This window comes from Cereibacter azotoformans, assembly GCF_021391315.1.
Classification (GTDB): domain Bacteria; phylum Pseudomonadota; class Alphaproteobacteria; order Rhodobacterales; family Rhodobacteraceae; genus Cereibacter_A; species Cereibacter_A azotoformans.
On sequence record NZ_CP090023.1, the window covers coordinates 19,770 to 36,341 of the forward strand.

13 protein-coding genes are annotated in these 16,572 nt (G+C 70.9%); 10 read left to right on the plus strand and 3 right to left on the minus strand.

Annotation, left to right across the window (positions count from 1 at the left end; all coding sequences use genetic code 11):
* The first annotated feature begins 1 nt into the window (after window position 1).
* Entirely contained in the window at window positions 2-670 is a 669-nt protein-coding gene (locus LV780_RS19510; RefSeq protein ID WP_117345136.1) for a cytochrome c3 family protein, read from the plus strand.
* Between the two features lie 81 nt (window positions 671-751).
* Window positions 752-1,822 (plus strand): FUSC family protein, encoded by a 1,071-nt coding sequence (locus LV780_RS19515; protein WP_117345137.1) that lies wholly within the window; start codon window positions 752-754, stop codon window positions 1,820-1,822.
* 4 nt (window positions 1,823-1,826) lie between these two features.
* On the opposite strand, the gene LV780_RS19520 is transcribed toward LV780_RS19515, so the two are convergent.
* The 3 genes from LV780_RS19520 to dut form a co-directional block, all read right to left on the minus strand.
* Window positions 1,827-4,205: a mechanosensitive ion channel domain-containing protein gene (locus tag LV780_RS19520; RefSeq protein WP_117345138.1), complete on the minus strand. Its 2,379-nt coding sequence runs from the start codon at window positions 4,203-4,205 to the stop codon at window positions 1,827-1,829.
* 276 nt (window positions 4,206-4,481) lie between these two features.
* Window positions 4,482-4,757: a hypothetical protein gene (locus LV780_RS19525; protein ID WP_117345139.1), complete on the minus strand. Its 276-nt coding sequence runs from the start codon at window positions 4,755-4,757 to the stop codon at window positions 4,482-4,484.
* Between the two features lie 179 nt (window positions 4,758-4,936).
* Window positions 4,937-5,404 (minus strand): dUTP diphosphatase, encoded by a 468-nt coding sequence (gene dut, locus LV780_RS19530; RefSeq protein WP_117345140.1) that lies wholly within the window; start codon window positions 5,402-5,404, stop codon window positions 4,937-4,939.
* A 665-nt stretch (window positions 5,405-6,069) separates the two neighbouring features.
* Here dut and LV780_RS19535 point away from each other — a divergent pair.
* From LV780_RS19535 to LV780_RS19570, 8 genes are all read left to right on the plus strand, one after another.
* Complete coding sequence (locus tag LV780_RS19535) at window positions 6,070-7,629, plus strand: hypothetical protein (protein ID WP_117345141.1); 1,560 nt, start codon at window positions 6,070-6,072, stop codon at window positions 7,627-7,629.
* Between the two features lie 55 nt (window positions 7,630-7,684).
* Window positions 7,685-8,638: a hypothetical protein gene (locus LV780_RS19540; protein WP_117345142.1), complete on the plus strand. Its 954-nt coding sequence runs from the start codon at window positions 7,685-7,687 to the stop codon at window positions 8,636-8,638.
* On the plus strand, window positions 8,635-9,489 hold the full coding sequence (locus tag LV780_RS19545; RefSeq protein ID WP_117345143.1) for a sugar phosphate isomerase/epimerase family protein: 855 nt from the start codon (window positions 8,635-8,637) through the stop codon (window positions 9,487-9,489). Before LV780_RS19540 ends, LV780_RS19545 begins: the two co-directional genes overlap by 4 nt.
* Window positions 9,486-10,508 carry a hypothetical protein gene (locus tag LV780_RS19550; RefSeq protein ID WP_117345144.1) on the plus strand — a complete coding sequence of 341 codons (1,023 nt, stop codon included), beginning with the start codon at window positions 9,486-9,488 and terminating at the stop codon, window positions 10,506-10,508. Before LV780_RS19545 ends, LV780_RS19550 begins: the two co-directional genes overlap by 4 nt.
* On the plus strand, window positions 10,505-11,674 hold the full coding sequence (locus LV780_RS19555; RefSeq protein ID WP_117345145.1) for an FAD-dependent oxidoreductase: 1,170 nt from the start codon (window positions 10,505-10,507) through the stop codon (window positions 11,672-11,674). Before LV780_RS19550 ends, LV780_RS19555 begins: the two co-directional genes overlap by 4 nt.
* On the plus strand, window positions 11,674-12,138 hold the full coding sequence (locus tag LV780_RS19560) for a GtrA family protein (RefSeq protein WP_117345146.1): 465 nt from the start codon (window positions 11,674-11,676) through the stop codon (window positions 12,136-12,138). The genes LV780_RS19555 and LV780_RS19560 overlap by 1 nt, the downstream gene beginning before the upstream one ends.
* Before the next feature lie 61 nt (window positions 12,139-12,199).
* A complete protein-coding gene (locus LV780_RS19565) occupies window positions 12,200-14,671 on the plus strand; it encodes a glycosyltransferase family 2 protein (protein WP_233864274.1) in 2,472 nt (823 codons plus the stop codon).
* Window positions 14,672-14,918: 247 nt separating this feature from the next.
* Complete coding sequence (locus LV780_RS19570) at window positions 14,919-16,358, plus strand: peptidoglycan-binding domain-containing protein (protein WP_117345147.1); 1,440 nt, start codon at window positions 14,919-14,921, stop codon at window positions 16,356-16,358.
* Window positions 16,359-16,572 lie beyond the last annotated feature (214 nt).

Genomic DNA, 16,572 nt, shown 5'->3' on the forward strand with positions numbered 1-16,572 from the left:
CATGCGGCTTCCGGGATTCATCCGCCGCTTCTGGGCGATCGCCACCTCGCCCTCGAGCTTTCTCAGCGTGGGGTTCCTGACGCTCGGCGGCTTTGTCGGCGGCGTGCTGTTCTGGGGCGGGTTCAACACCGCGCTCGAGGCCACCAACACCGAGACCTTCTGCACCTCCTGCCACGAGATGCAGGCCAATGTCTTCGAGGAGCTGACCCGCACGGTGCATTACACCAACCGCTCGGGCGTGCGCGCGGGCTGCCCGGACTGCCACGTCCCGCACGAATGGACCGACAAGATCGCGCGCAAGATGCAGGCCTCGAAGGAGGTCTGGGGGCATCTCTTCGGCACGATCGACACGCGGCGCAAGTTCCTCGACCAGCGGCTCCGGCTGGCCGAGCACGAATGGGCGCGGCTGAAGGCCAATGACTCGCTCGAATGCCGCAACTGCCATTCCGAGGTGGCGATGGACTTCGCCCGCCAGACCGACCGGGCGGGGATGATCCACACGCAATATCTGATCCAGACCGAGGGCTACACCTGCATCGACTGCCACAAGGGCATCGCGCATGAACTGCCCGACATGCGCGGCATCGATCCGGGCTGGCTGCCGCCGGCCGAACTGCGCGCGGCCCTGGCGCCCGACCTCGAGGGCCTGCGGCAGCATCTGGCGGAGTAGGGCCCCCGCGATTTCGGGCGCGGCGCGGGATCATGCGCCCGCCGGGGGCGTTTGCCCCGGGTCCAGCTGCGGGATCCGTCCATGCCGCCCTTCTCCGTCCCCCTGCTCGGCGGCAATGGCCGCCAGGTCCTGCGCGTGTCGCTTCAGACCGTGGGGGCGGTCGCCGCGACCTGGGCCGCCCTGTCCTTCGGCCAGTCGCCGCACCTGTCCTGGGCGATGATCGCCGCGCTCCTGACCATCGACAACAGCGCCGACGCCTCGCTGCGCACCGCGCTCGGCCGGGTGGTGGGGGTGGGGATCGGCACCACCGTGGGCTTTGCCGCCGCCGGCCTTCCGGGCCAGAGCGTGCTGCTTCCCCTGCTGGTGGCGGCGGTGGTGACCAATGCCATCGTCGCGCTGAGGCCGCAGCTCAGCTACGCCGCGATCCTGGCCGCGGTCGTGGCGGCCGACCCCCATCCCGAGGCGATCGACATGCTGGAGCAGGCCGCTGCGATCCTCGTGGGCACCCTGATGGGGGCCGCGGCGAGCTTCCTGGTCTGGCCCGTGTTCGGCCGCCAGCGCGCTCGCGCGGCGCTGCGCGATGCGGTGGAGGACTGCGCCCGGCTCTTCGAGCTGATCGAGCGCGGCGTCACCGAGCCCGGCACCGACGAGCGTCAGGCGCTGCACGCGCGCTTCCTGAGCGATCTGGAGACGGTGCATTCCCGCATTGCCGAAACCCGCTTTGCCCCGCGCCTGCCGGGCGGATCGGGGCTGCACGAGGTCGCCTCGGCGGTCGAGAGCCTGTGGCACGCGCTGGTCATCCTCGACCGGGTGGTCAGGCGCGAGGTGAGCGAGCCCGGCCGGGAGCGCCTCGGGCGGCTGCGCCCCGCGCTCGAGCGGATGCGCGCCGAGGTCGGCCCCTATCTTCAGGGCGTGCGCGAGGCGATGGATGTGGGCCGGCCGCAGCCCACCGACGACCGGGCCCTGATCCGGCGGATCGAGGAGGCGCGGCGCGAGACGGATGCGCTGCTCGACGAGGCCCGGGGGCCGGAGGGCCGGTGGCTCCATGCGCTCGGCTTTGCGCTGGACGAGATCGGCCGGTCGCTGCTGCAGCTGGGCGACACCGTGGACCCCCGGGCGGGCCGCGGCAGGGCGGGCCGCGACGGGGCCTGAGGGCCTATCCCTCGGGCCGCGCCATGCGCAGCGACTGGGTCCGTCCGTCCTTGCCCTCGCCGAAATAGATCGTCTGGTGCGGGAAGGGGATCTCAATGTTCCGCTCGTCGAAGATGCGCTTGAGGATCTCGTTGTAGGCGCGGCCCACGCCCCATTGCTTGCCCGGCAGGGTCTTGATGCGGGCGCGCAGCACGATGGCGCTGTCGCCGAAGGAGTCGAGCCCCAGCCATTCGAGATCGGCCAGGATGACGGCCGCATGTTCGGGGCGCCGGCGCAGCTCCTTGAAGGCGTCGAACATCGCCGCCCGGACCTCGTCCACATTCTCGCGGTAGGCCACGCCCATGTCGCAGAGGAAGAACGAGAAATCGCGCATGAAGTTCGACACCATGTCCACCGACGAGAAGGGGATGATGTGGAAGACTCCGTTCAGGTCGCGCAGGCTGACCGAGCGCACCGTCAGCCGCTCGACCACGCCCGAGATGCCCGCGACCGAGACCACGTCGCCCACGTTGATGGCGTTCTCGAACTGGATGAAGATGCCGGTGATGATGTCCTGCACCAGCTTCTGCGCGCCAAAGCCGACCGCGAGACCCAGCACCCCGGCCGAGGCCAGCAGCGGGCCGATGTTCAGCCCGATCTCAGACAGGCAGAACATCAGCGTCACCACGATCAGGGCGATCGTGACCGCATTGCGCAGCAGCGACAGCAGCGTCTGCTCGCGCGAGGTCGCGACATGGCCGAAGGCGGGGTTCAGCCGGTAGTCGATCCAGGAGGTGAGGGCGATCCAGATCGCGAAGGAGGCGGTGAGGATGGCCGAGACCGCCACGACGGTGGCGAACAGGCTGCGGCCGAAGGGACTCTGCAGCCAGAGGCGCACATCGATGAGCCCGGTCGTGTGGAGCGTGAACAGCAGCACCCCCGCCAGGATGAACAGGCGCAGCACCAGCAGCACCTGCGGCACGAACCGGTTCAGCCGCCCCTCGAGCAGCGGTAGCCTCTCGCGCGTCGGGCCGGGCAGCCGCACCCCCCGGGCGATGGCCCGCGCCAGCGCGCCCGACAGCATGAAACCGATGATCAGCACGCCCGCGATGCGCAGCGAGGCGAAGGTCGGCCCCATCGCATCGGTCCCCGAACTGACCAGCGACAGCAAGAGCAGCACCGCCAGATAGGCCAGCGCGAACCAGTGCCAGGACTGGGCCAGCGCCACCAGCGCGGGCGAGCGGCGCGTCACATGGGCCGTCTCCTCCCAGAGGGGCGGCGGCTCGGGGGCGACAGGTTCCGCTTCGGGCGGCGCAGGCGGCTCGGCGCTGCCCGTGGCGATGTCGGCGGCAAGGTCGGGGTCGATCTCCTGCACGGCCGGGGCCGCCGGCACCGCCGGCTCGGGCTCCGGGCGGCTCGGGGCCACCGGCTGCGTCTCGTGCAGCAGCCAGTCGGCGACGGGCCTGCGGTGGCGCACCACGAGGAAGGCCAGGAACAGCACCCCCAGGATCGAGATCAGCGCCGAGACCCCGCGCCCGGCGGCCACCGAGGCGCTGTCATCGACGATGGGCACGATCAGCAGCTGGCCATAGCCCAGAAGCGCGATGCTGAAGCTCATCGCCGCCGAGAGCGTGTGCGCGGCCCGGTCGCCGAGCGCCACGATCCGCAGGTTGCGCGTCGCGGGCGACAGCACGAAGCGCATCGCCGTGCGCGCCAGTTCCACCCCCAGGAAGGCGTTCAGATAGAGCGTCTGGCGCAGGCCGATCTGGCCCGCGTTGCCCAGCACCGCGATGGCCACCACATAGCCGATGGCCCAGGCGCCGATCACGATCAGAATGTCGATGGCCAGCGCGCCCAGATAGAGCAGCACGCGCCCCGTGACGCTCGCCCGCCGGGCCCGCTCGCCCATCCGCCGGTAGGTGGGAATGGCCAGCCGGCGCAGGATCAGGAAGATGGTGGCGGTGGACAGGATCAGCAGCAAGAGTTCGGTGACCGCCCCTCCGAGTAGGCCGAGATCGAGGCCCGCCAGATCGTCGAACAGGTCCGGCGCGGCCCTCAGGGCGGTCCAGAAGTCCTGCACGCTCCGGGCGGCGTTCTCGGCGATGCCCTGGGTGAAGAGCGCGGCCGACCGCCCCAGCGACAGGATCTCGGCCGAGGGCGGGGCGACGGGATCCTCCGCCGCCGCGGTGGCCGCGGCCCGCTCGAGTTCCCCAATCAGCGCGGCGCGGGCGGCATCGTCGCGCAGCAGTTCGAGCAGGGCGGCGGCGGGCGCGGATGGCTCGGCCTCGGAGGCCGCCGGACCGTTCAGCCCCGGGATCTGGGCCAGGGCGGGCGCGAGGCCGGCAAGCAGGAGTGTCAGGGCAAGAAGCAGCGGGGCGGCGAGACAGGTCGATCTTCTGGACATGGCTCTTTCAATGAGTGCGCCGCGCGTCGCTGCCAACCCCTCGGGGGCAGAAAGATGCGGATATCCGGCGCGGAACCTGCAGGAACCGCCCCCTTGCCCGATGCAGCGGGGCCGGGAGGCGGAAGCCCCGGGTCTGAACGGGCCGCTGGATCGGGCCTTGCTCCCCATGGACGGCCCCCATGGACCGGTGGGGCAGGGCCGGGCCGGGCAGTTGCGCCCGCCGCCTGCAGGCAGCCCCGCCGCAAGGCAGGCCGCAGGGCCCGGCCTGCGTTACTCTCAGAGGCCGAAAATGTCGCTCGCCACCAAGGTCGCGCTCCCAGACTGGGTGAAGAGCGCGATCTCGCCATAGGTCGAGCCCGCACTGTCCTGATCGAAATAAAGCGTCCGGGTGTCGGCGCGGAAGATGAAGGTCTCGTTGTAGGGTTTGGAATAGCCCTCCGATGCGCTGGCGATGGTGATGAAGCTCGCGGTGTTCAGCTGGTCGGTGCTGTAGTTGAAATTGTCCGACAGATAGCCGCCGAAGGTCGATTGGACGATGCCGATCCTGTCCACGCCTTTGCATCCAGGTTCAAATGCGGTTTCCAAATTCATGATTTTAGGAGGTCTTGAATTCAGGCTCCGCAGCCTCGTCAATGGGCAACCCTTTCCGGCTGGCCGGCGCCCGGATGGAGCGTCCGACGCCGTTGCGGCGGCCGCTTCGCCAGGCCGGCTCTGGCCGCCGCGCGGGAGGGTCAGACGCCGGTCGAGCCGAAACCGCCGGTGCCGCGGACGGTCGGCGAGAGCTGCGCGACCTCGATCACCTCCGGCGTCTCGATCCTCTCGATGACCAGCTGGGCGATGCGCATGCCGTGCTCGATGGCGAAGGGCTCCTGCCCGAGGTTGACGAGGACCACCCCGACCTCGTCGGTGTAATCCCGGTCCACGATGCCGGCGAGCGTGTCGATGCCGTGCCGGAGGGCAAGGCCCGAACGGGGGCCGATGCGCCCGTAGGTGCCTTCGGGGACGGTGAAGGCAAGGCCGGTCGGGATGAGGGCCCGCGCGCCGGGCCGCAGGGTGATGGTGCCGCTCTCGGTGAACCTGCCGCGCGGAGCGCCGGCTTCGTCCCTGAGGCAGGCCGCGAGATCGTAACCGGCCGCCTCGTCGGAGCCGCGGACCGGCAGACATGCGGTTGTGCTCAGCCTCTGGACTTGCAGTGCCACGATCGTTTCCCTTCTTCAGCGCCTTCGGGAGAATGTCCCGCCCGACATCGAAAGCGCAACGGGCGCGGTTGCAGGTTTCACGCTCATGTTGCCGTCCTGCGGACCCGCCTGCGCGCGCCCCCTGAAGGACCGTCCCCGAGAGGGGATCGCGCGATCCCGCAGGTCGGCCCGGCAACCGCATGGCGCCGTCCGGTGTCGCCGCGCGCCCGATGCGGCGGGGGCGACAGGTCGAGGGGATGCCAGGGCTCCTTTCAGATTTCTCAAGAAGTTGCCCGCGCGCGCAAGGGCGATGGCCCTCCGGCGCATTGTCCTGGAGGGCACGGCCGCAAACAAGACCCCCAAAAAGCATTAACCATTCATCAAATTAATGGTGGAGTGTAATTATTATTACCATTGACGAATCCACTGTCCGGGCGGAGGATCTGCCTATTATGTCTGCCCCGACATGAATGTAGATGTCGGATATTATTTATTTTGGTTTTCGCCATGTTCGAGTGTCGCGCTGCGTCCGGTTTTCCCGTCGGATTGATAAACTGTTCTCATTCCATGACATTTCCCGGGTGTCGGATGGACCCTGCCGTGTCGTCCTGTCCCACAAGCGATCCTGCGCGGGTCCGGCAGCGAAGGCTGTCCGGCCGGTCCGGGTCCGAGCCGGCGGGGCGGTCGTGACACGGGTCGCCCGTCCCGGCCTCGCCCTGCTGGCGGTCGGCCTTGCCTTCGCCCTTTCCCTGCTGCTGCGCGCCGATTTCTTCCTGGAACACGGGGGGGCCCAGGGGCTCGAGGCGACCTATCACACGCTCTGGACCATCGAGGCGCTGGAGACATCCCCGCCGTCGGCGCATCACTTCCTGCCGACGGTGACGCTCGACCCGGCGCCCGGCAATCCGGTCCGCTGGGGATCGACCGTCCCCACCTCGGGCGGAAGCTACATCTACACCTCCTTCCCGCCGCTCGGCTTCCTGGCCCCGATGTATGGGCTGGAGTCGCTCTCGCTGAAGGTGACCTTTTTCAATCTGGCACTGTTCAATGCCCTCGTCGGGCTGGGGGCGGCCCTTGGTATCGGCGGGTTCATGCGGGCCGTCGCCCTGCGGGAGATCCGCAATCCGGCGGAACGCGAGAGGGCGGGCTGGCTGATCTTCGCCGCAATGGCGATCTCCTATCTGTGCCTGCGCGAATCCCTCGTCAGCCACGGCGCCGTCTATTGGCCGCATTCGCTGTCGCAATTGTGCCTTGTATTCGGATCATGGGCCGCATTCCGCCTGCTTTGCGGGCAGCGCGACCCTGTCAGCCTCGGCGGGCTGCTGGTGGCCTGCGCCCTTTATCCGCTTCTCGAATGGACGGGATATGTCTTCAACGTGGGCGTCGCGCTGGCGTTTGCGATCGATGGCCTGGTCCTGCGCCGGAAGGCGCTGCGGCCCGCCCTGGGCCTGCCCTTCGCGCTGGCCGGCGTGACCCTTCTCGCCGGAGGGGGAACCCTCCTGCACTACGTCCTCGCGATCGGCGCGCCGGAGATGATGCGGGCGCTCGCCCATCGCGCCGTTGATCGCAGCCTCCGACCCGACGCGGTCGCCCTGCCGCTCGGCTATCTCGTCTCCTTCGCGGGCCTTCTGCTGACCGGGCTTGCCGCCGCCCTGACGATCCGGCGGAACGCGCTGCTCCGGGGGCGGCCCGAACTGCTCCTGCTGTTCCTGCTGGTGACCTTCCCCATGGTCGAGAACCTCATCATGATGCAGCACGCCACGCAATTCTCCTTCGACCGGCTGAAGCTGGCGCTTCCGCTGCTGCTTGCGATGACGGTGGCGGCGGCCGCGCATGGCCGGACGTGCGTCCGGGCGCTGGTGGCGGGGGCGGGCTTCGTGGTCGTGACCAACGTCGCGACCTTCGAGCTGGACGCCGGCCGCTACGACGCCTGGGGCACCGCCGTCGCGCGCAACGGCGAGGTGATCGGGCGCTTCCGCCGCGATCCGCTGGCCGGCTGCAGCCTGATGGGCGCCTCGGGCGCGGTGCGCGGCTACCTGAACATGGCCTTCCACAGGGACATCTTCGAATTCGTCAGCGCCGACGGGCTGGCCGGCGAGGCGGAGCGGCGGGACAGCTGCGCCCTGGCCTACGTCACGATCGATCCGGTCTTCCCGGACCTGCCCCGCATCGCCTCGATCGAGATCCTCGACCGGGCGGGGCATCCGCTCCGCCGCTACGAGCCCGAGCCGGAGGTCCGGCCATGAGCCGCCCCTCCACCTTTCCCTCCGACAGGCGCCGCGCGCCGCAGGGTGAAGACACATGGATGTGCTGATCGGATACACCGGCTTCGTCGGAAGCCACCTGCGGCGCCAGCACGATTTCGGCGCCCTCTTCAACAGCGCCAACATCGGCGAGGCGGCGGGCGGGCGGTTCGGCACCCTCGTCTGCGCGGCGGCCCCCGGTTCGATGTTCACCGCCAACCGCTGTCCCGAGCGCGACGAGGCCGCGATCCGGGGCCTGATGGACCGGCTCGCCCCGATCCGGGCTGGACTTTGCGTGCTGGTCTCGTCGATCGCGGTGCTGGCCGAGTTCGACGGGCAGGACGACGAGCGCACCGACCGTTTCCAGACGGGGCTCGCCTATGGCCGCCACCGGCGGATGCTCGAGGAGTTCTGCGCCGAGAGGTTCGACCGCTGCCTGATCGTGCGGCTGCCGGCGCTGTTCGGACGCGGGCTGCGCAAGAACTTCCTGTTCGACCTCCTGAACCCGATGCCGACCATGCTGCCGCGGGCCCGGCTGGACGAGCTGGCCGGGCGGCTGCCGGCGGGGCTGCGGCCGGGGCTCGCCCGCTTCTACCGGCCGGACCCGGAGACGGATCTTCTGGTCATCGACCGCGCGGCCCTGGCGGCCAGTGGCCAGCGGGCCGCCCATGACGAGGCGGTGACGGCGCTCGGCTTCTCGGCCGTGCAGTTCACCCATCCCGCGACGCGCTTCCAGTATTACGACATGGACCGGCTCTGGTCCGATATCGGCCTCGGCCTCGGGGCCGGGCTCGAGACGATCCACCTCGCCCCCGAGCCGCTCGAGGCGGGGCGCATCCACGCGGCCCTGACCGGGCGCGAGATGCCGGCCGGCCCGGCGCGGATCCACCGCGAGGACATGCGCACCCGCCACGCCGCGCTCTGGGGCCGCGCGGGGCCCTACATCGCCACGGCCGACGAGGTGCTTGCGGGGCTGCAGGCCTTCTTCGCCGGGGAAAGGGCCCTGGCATGAAGCTCGCTGTCTCGAACATCGCCTGGCCCCCGGCCGAGAGGCTCCGCATCTACCGGCTCCTGGCCGCCCACGGCATCCGCGGGCTCGAGATCGCGCCCGGCCTGTTCCTTCCGGGCAGCGCCCGCCCCTTCGCGCCCTCCGAGGCCGAACTGACGGCGGCGCTGGCCGAGACGCAAGCGGCGGGGCTGGAGCTGGTCTCGATGCAGTCGCTGCTCTTCGGGGTGGAGGGGGCGGCCCTCTTCGGCGAGGCCGGGGAACGCGCGCGGTTCCGCGAGGGGCTGCGGGCGGCGATCACGCTGGCGGGGCGGCTCGGGATCCCGAACCTCGTCTTCGGCTCGCCGCGCCAGCGGGTGATCCCCACGGACATGGATCCGGCCGAGGCCGAGGCGGTGGCGCTGGCCACCTTTGCCGAACTGGGCGAGGCGGCCCGAGAGGCGGGGACGCGGCTGGGGATCGAGTTCAATCCCGCGGCCTACGGCACGAATTTCCTGACCACGCTGGAAGAGGCCGACGCCTTCGTGACGCGGCTCGGCCATCCGGCGGTGACGCTGATCCTGGATCTCGGGGCCATGCACATGAACGGGGCCTTCGACGGAATCGCCGGGGCGGTGGCGGCGGTGAGGGCGCCCATCAGCCATGTCCATGTCAGCGAGCCGGACCTCGCCCCTGCGCCGGCCAGCGCCGGGGCCGCCGCCACCGCCTTGGCGGCCCTCGCCCGCAAGGGCTATGCCGGCTGGCATTCCATCGAGATGAAGCCGCCGCCGGATCCCGGTCCGGCGGTTCTGGAGGCAGCGATCGGCCGGCTCCTGCGGGCGGCCGGCATGGCGGAAGGAAAGGCAGGTGCGGCATGATCCCTATCCGGCGTGAGGATATCTTCGTCTCGGTCTGCATCGCCGACTTTCCGGCCAGCGAGGCGGCGGCGGCGGACCTGCAGCGGCTGTGCGCCGCGATCTCGGCGCGCTTCCGCTACTGGGAGGTGCTGCTGACCGTCCCGGCCGACCGGGCCGAGGCCTGCGAGGCGCTGATGGCGTGCGTGGCCAACATCCGGCTGCTGAAGGTGCGCCACGGCACGCCCTTCTACCGCCAGCGCGTGGCGGCGGCGGCCGAGGCGATCGGGGATGTGGTGGTGGTGGCCGCCATCGAGGAACGGTCCGAGCTGGACATGCCGGCGATGATCGAGACGGCCGCGGCCACCGGCGCCATCGTGATCGGGCAGCGCCGCTCGCGCAGCCCGCTGAACCCGCTGCTCGAGGCGCTGGGGCACAGCGCGGGCTTTCGCACCAGCACCCGCAACATGCTGACGGCGGCCTATCCGCGCACGCTGCTGAACCGGCTGCTGGCCCACCCAGACCCACAGCTCGCGCTGCGCTTCCCCCCGGCGGACCCGGCGCTGCCGGTGCTGTGGCAGAAGGCGGCGGGGCTGTTGCGGCCCTGCCCGCTCTGCGGGCTCGGGCGCAAGCTGGGGCTGGTGCAGAAGCTGCTGGTCAGCACGGCGCCGCGCGTTCTGGCGCTGGTGGGGCTGCTGTCGCTGGCCGTGGCCCTCGCCTCGCTCGCGCTTGCGCTTTATGCGCTGGTGGTCTGGCTCACCTTGAACGACGTGCAGCCGGGCTGGTTCACCCTGACGCTCGCCCTCAGCCTGACGGCCACCTTCCTGTCGGTGGCGATCTTCGGCCTCTCGCTCGGCCTGCAGAAGATGATCGAGGGCCAGTCGGGCGGCCTTGGCGAGGACATCCTCGACGAGCGCAGCTCGGTGGACCTCTTCGGGCAGGTGATGACCGAACTCAACGTCGAGGTGGCCGACGGGGCGGGGGGGAAGGCGGCCCTCGCGCTGCCGGGCCTGCCGCGCCTGCCGGAGCGGAAGACCGCATGAGCCGCACCCCCGACATCGACTGCCTGGTGATCGGCGGCGGCTTCTACGGCTGCTGCCTGGCGCTCTTCCTGCGCTCGGTCACCGATCGGATCGTGCTGGTCGAGGCGGGCGACCGGCTGATGGACCGCGCCTCGCGGGTCAACCAGGCGCGGGTCCACACCGGCTTCCACTATCCGCGCTCGGCCCTGACGGCGGCCAAGTCGATGGTGCTGCACCGCCGCTTCGCCGAGGATTTTCCCGAGGCGGTGCGGTCCGACTTCCAGATGCTCTATGCGATCGCGCGGCGCCGCTCGAAGGTCAGCGCCAAGCGGTTCCACCGGATGTTCGCCGACATGGGCGCGCCCATCGCCCCCGCCACCCGGTCGCAGGCGGCCCTGTTCGATCCGGCCACCATCGAGGCGGCCTTCGCCTGCACCGAGATGGCCTTCGACCATTCCGTGCTGGCCCGGCGCCTGGGGGGGCAGCTCGACGCGCTGGGGCTGGACGTACGGCTCTCCACCGCCGCCGTGCAGCTCGAGGAGCAGGCCGAGGGCGTGGTCGTGCGGCTCTCCTCGGGGGCGGAGCTGTTCGCCCGGCATGTCTTCAACGTGACCTACGCCCAGATCAACAGCCTCCTGCGTCCGGCCGGCCTGCCCGAGGCCAGCCTCAAGCACGAGCTGACGGAGATCGCCCTCGTGCGGCCCCCGGCCCAGCTCGAGCGGTTCGGGATCACGGTGATGGACGGGCCCTTCTTCTCGGTGATGCCCTATCCCTCCGAGGGGCTGCATTCGCTGACCCATGTCCGCTACACGCCGCAGATGAGCTGGACCGACGGGACGAGCGGCCGCTCGGCCTACGAGACCTTCGCCGCCGCCGAGCCGCAGAGCCGGCACCGCCACATGATCCTCGACGGGCAGCGCTACCTGCCCTGCCTGGCCGAAAGCACCTGGGTGAAGTCGATCTTCGACGTGAAGACGGTGCTGGTGAAGAACGAGCAGGACGACGGCCGGCCGATCCTCTACCAGCAGCAGCCGGCGGGTTCGCGGGTGATCTCGATCCTCGGCGGCAAGATCGACAACATCTACGACCTCTTCGACCTCGTGCGGCTGACCCGGCCGGACTGGGCCGGCGCGACCGAGGCCTTTGTCGGCCCGCCCGCGCCCCGCGGCACGCGGGGGGTGGCGTGATGGCGGCGCGGCTTCCGGCCGAGCTGATCCGCTTCGGCCTCGTCGCGGTGCTGGGGCTCGGGGCCGATCTCGCGGTGGCCTGGTGGCTGGCGGTCCTGGCGGGGCTGAGCCTGCCGCTGGCGGCCACCTGCGGCTTCGCCACCGGGGCGGCGCTGAACTACGTCCTGCACCACAGCTGGACCTTTCGGGCCGCGGGGCCGCGGGCGCCCGAGCAGCGGCGGGTGGCGTCCCATGCGGCGCGCCTGCTGCGGTACGGGCTGGGGCTCGGCCTCACGCTTCTGGCGCGGGTGGCGACGGTCGCGCTGGCCAGCCGGTTCCTCTTTGCCGCCGAGGGGCAGGAACTGCCGGCCCTTCTGGCGGGCACCCTTGTCTCCTTCATCGTCAACTATCTGACCAGCAAGCATTTCGTCTTTCAGACCCGAGGGACGCCGCCCCCCTGTGGCCCCCTTCCCGACATCCGGTGACCGCATCCGCGCGATGCGCGCCGATCCGGTCGGCGGGTCCGCACTTTCCGAGGAAACCCACATGAACCAGGTGAGCCGCATGAAGGACGCCGATCCCGCAAGGCCGGGGCCGGAAACCGGGCAGGAGCTGTGGCCGGGGGCCGAGCTTCCGGCCTTCGACAGCGCCATCTTCGCCCCCCGGGCCACGCGCTACCTGCTGGTGATCCCGGTCATCAACGAGGGCGAGCGGATCCAGGGCCAGCTGCGGCAGCTTCACGCCCTGCGGATCCCGCTCGACGTGGCGATCGCCGACGGCGGCTCGACCGACGGCTCGCTCGAGGCGGGCTTCCTGCAGGAATGCGGGGTGCGGGCGCTGCTGACCAGGCGCGGTCCGGGCCGGCTCAGCGCGCAGCTGCGCATGGCCTATGCCTGGGGCCTGGCCGAGGGCTATGACGGCATCCTGACGGTGGATGGCAACGGCAAGGACGGGCTCGAGGCGCTGCCCCGCTTCCTCGAGGCGCTCGAGGCGGGCTTCGACTATGTCCAAGGCTCGCGCTACCGCAAGGGCGGCGCGGCGATCAACACGCCGCTCGACCGCAAGATCGGCGGGCGGCTGCTGCATGCGCCGCTGCTGTCGCTGGCCTCGGGCAACCGGCTGACGGACACGACCAACGGGTTCCGCGCCTATTCGCGGCGCTACCTGGCCGATCCGCGCGTGGCCCCGTTCCGCGACTGTTTCCGCGACTACAGCCTGCTGTTCTACCTGTCCGCGCGCGCGGGCCAGCTCGGGTACCGCGTGACCGAGGTGCCGGTGCGCCGCGCCTATCCGGCCTCGGGCCCCACGCCCACCAAGATGGGCAGCACCGGCGCCAAGATGGCGCTGATGGGCGAGCTGTTCCGCAGCGCGCTCGGCGGCTACCACCCGCCGGCCGCGCGCGGGCTGGCCGGGATCGGCGCGCCGGAGGCCGGGGGCGATGCCGGGCCGGTGCCGCGGTTCTGGCCCTGGATCCTGCCGCTCGTCTTCCTGCTGATCCTCGCCTCGCGGCTGGCGGGCATCCTCGATGCGCCCGACATCTGGCACGACGAGGGGATGCTGATGGCGAACCTGCCCCTGCCCTCCTTCGCGGCGGCCTTCCAGCACCTGCCCTACTTCGCCCAGGCCGCGCCTCCGGGCTACCTGATCCTCGCAAGCGGCGTGATGGCGCTGGCGGGCGAGCATGCCGTCATCGGGCTGCGGCTGCTCAGCCTGGCGGGCAGCCTCGGGGCGGCGGCGGTGCTGGCGCTGGCGCTGCGGCGGGCGGGCGGGGCGATGGTGGCGCCGGTGGCGCTGGCGCTCATGTTCCTCTCGCCCTTCGGCGTGCGCTACGGGATCGAGATCAAGCAATATGCCTTCGAGACCCTGGCCACCTGCCTGATGCTGGCCGCCACCCTGCGGGCGGTGCGGCGCCCGGACGGGGCGGGCCTTGCGCTGCTGGCGGGGGCGGGGCTCGGCCTGCTGCTCTTTTCCTTTGCCGCGCCGGTCCTCTTCGCGGCCCTCGCGGCGGCGGCGGCCCTGCAGCTTCTCGTCGAGGGCCGGCTGCGCACCGAGGGGGCCCGCCGCCTCGGCCTCCTCTTCGCGGGCCTGATGGCGGCGGCGGGCGCCTGGCACCTGGGCGTGACGAAGCCGGTGACGGTGGCGCAGTTCCGTTACTTCGCGTTCGTCTATGACCTGGGCTACCTGCGGCTGCCCTTCATCGACGATGGCGAGGGCATCACGGTCTCGTCCTTCGCGCGGATCATGCTGGGGATGTTCGACCCGTTCTACCGCTTTGCCAGCGAATATCACGCCGCGCGTCCGGTGGCCGTGGTCACGGTCCTTCTGCTTGCGATCGGGATCCTGATGCTGCTGCGCCGGGGGGTGCTGCTGCCGGCCTTCGGCCTGGCGCTGCTGATCGGCCTGCCGGTGCTGAGCCACGCCGGCTTCTACCCGGTGCTCTACAGCCGGCATTTCATCCTGATGCAGCCCATTCTCGCCATCCTGCTGGCCACGGGCCTGCTGTCCGTCCTTGCCTGGGTCGCGGGGGCGGCGGGGATGGCCCGTCCGGCCGGGACGATGCGGCTGGTGGCGGGGTTCGTGGTCCTGCAGGGGGGCGTCGCGATGCTGGCGGGCGTCCATCAGGAAAAGCAGCAGCTGAGCGAGGCCGTCGCGGTGATCGCCGCCCACGCGGCCGAGCCCGAGCCGCTGATCTATGTCGCCCCGACGGCGCAGCCGAACATGCTTTATGTCGCGCCCGGTTTCGGGACGCAGATCGGCTATGGCCCCGGCGCCTTTGATCACGATTTCCACAGGCGATCCAAGATCTCGGAGATTGCCATCGACTATCCCCGCGAGATCGCGGCGCACCGCGAGATCTGGCTGCTCGAGACGCTCGTGTACGATCCTGACCTCGGGCGCGTGGCGGCGTCCCTCAAGCCCCTGGCCGCGGCCTTCGGGCCCTGCACCGAGATGTACCGCTCCGGCTCGTCCCGCGATCTCGGCTATACGCTGGCCTATCGCTGCCGCGCCCCGGACTGAGGCGCAGGGCGCGGTGTCCGCATCACGGCGGCAGCCCGCGGCCCCGATGCCCGAATCAGGCAGGCCCGCGGGCGGTGCAATGACGGGGCGCACTGGCTGCGAAGACCGGAATTGTTCGGATACGCGGGAACAAATCCTGAAAAGGAGGGGGCTGCGGATTTTCCGTTCCCGGAGACGCGGGAACCTGAGGTACCATCCCGGACCACTCCCCGAATATTTTATCTTTCCATAGTAAGGACCCGCTGCCATGAAATTCCGGCTTTCCGTCGCCGCTGCCGTTGCCGGCAGCCTCGCCCTTCCGCTGCCCCAGGCCGCAAGGGCGGATTCCGACTTCGGCAAGGCGATTGTCGGGGGCATGATCCTGTGCGGCCTCACCAACTGCCTCGGCGGCCGGCAGACGCAGGCGGCGCCCCGCAGCGGCGGCGGCGGAGGGGGCGGTGGAGGCAGCCGGACGCAGGCTCCGGCGGCGGATCCGACCGTGCGCACCGACCAGAATGCGCTGAACTATTTCGGCTTCCCCGCGGGCTCGGCCGACGGACGGATGGGCCGGCGCACCCGCGAGGCGATCAGCGGCTATCAGAACTACATGGGCTATCCCGCCACGGGGCAACTCAGCCAGTATGAGCGCGATTCCCTCTGGAACGCCTACAACCGCGCCCAGGCCGGGGGCGGGGCGGCCTATGGCCATGTCGTGGCCGCCGAGGGCAACCGGGGGCTGATCAAGGCCTTCGCCGCCGAGGCCCGGGGCGAGCAGTACCGCCCGCCGGGCTACGCCAATCCCGCCCTGCCGAACCCGCAGGGATATCCCAACCCGCAGGGCTATGGTGCGCCCGGCATGCCGAACCAGCAGGCCTACGGCACCGGCCAGCCGCCCTACGGCGCGAATGTTCCGCCCCCCCCGCCCCTGCCGCCCGTGCCGCCGCAGGCCACGGGCGACCTTCCGGTGGTGAGCGGGGCCCCGAGTGCCCTGCCCTCGCTGCCGCGGCTGCCGGTGCCCGCCGCCGCGGGCATCAGCGCCTCGATGGCCGACCATTGCCGCTCGGCCGAGCTGCTCAGCGACGCCAACGGGGGCATGGCGGTGCCCGGCCGCATCCCCGATCCGGTGCAGGCCCTCGACGAGCAGTTCTGCGCGGCGCGCGGCGATGCGATGTCGCGCTCGCAGCAGATCCTGGCGCAGATGGCGGGCGTCGGCGATGCCGAGATCCAGGGCCAGTGCGAGGGGCTGATCCGCACCATGGCCAGTCAGACCGGCGCCCTCGAGGGCGAGGCCGCCGCCAGCCTGGCGCCGAAGGCCGCGGCCTTCGCCGGAACGCTCGGCGCCGCGCCGCAGGACATGACCAACATCGGCGAGATCTGCCTCGGCACCGGCTACAAGACCGACAATGCCGACATGGCGGTCGCCTCGGCCATGCTGATGGTGGCGGCCGGCCACCAGCCTCATGCCGAGATCCTCGGCCATCATCTGCGCAAGGGGTTCGGCCCCGGCCAGAACCAGACCCGTGCCGCCGAATGGTACGACATGGGGCTTGGCGCGCTCGAGCAGGGGCATCCCCCCGCCTTCCTGCCCGCCCAGAGCGCCCAGCGGGTGAGCGTGATGCGCGAGGCGCTCGCCGCGATGGGCGGCGGGGCGGCGCAGCCGGTCAACGCCTCGATGCAGTTGCCCAGCTTCCCGGCGCAGGGCAACTGAGCCCGGCCCGGCCGGAGGCCGACCGCGGTCCCGATCCCCCGGCAGGCCCCTTCGCCCGGCCTGCCGGTGCGGCACGGCTGCGCCGGGGGATCGGGAGGGGGTCGCGAAATCCTCCTGCATCTCCGGGGGACTGAAGGATTGACCGCCGCAGGACATGCCCCTTACGCTTGGCCTGACATTTTCTTTCCGCTTTCCTTTTCCGACGAGATCTTGA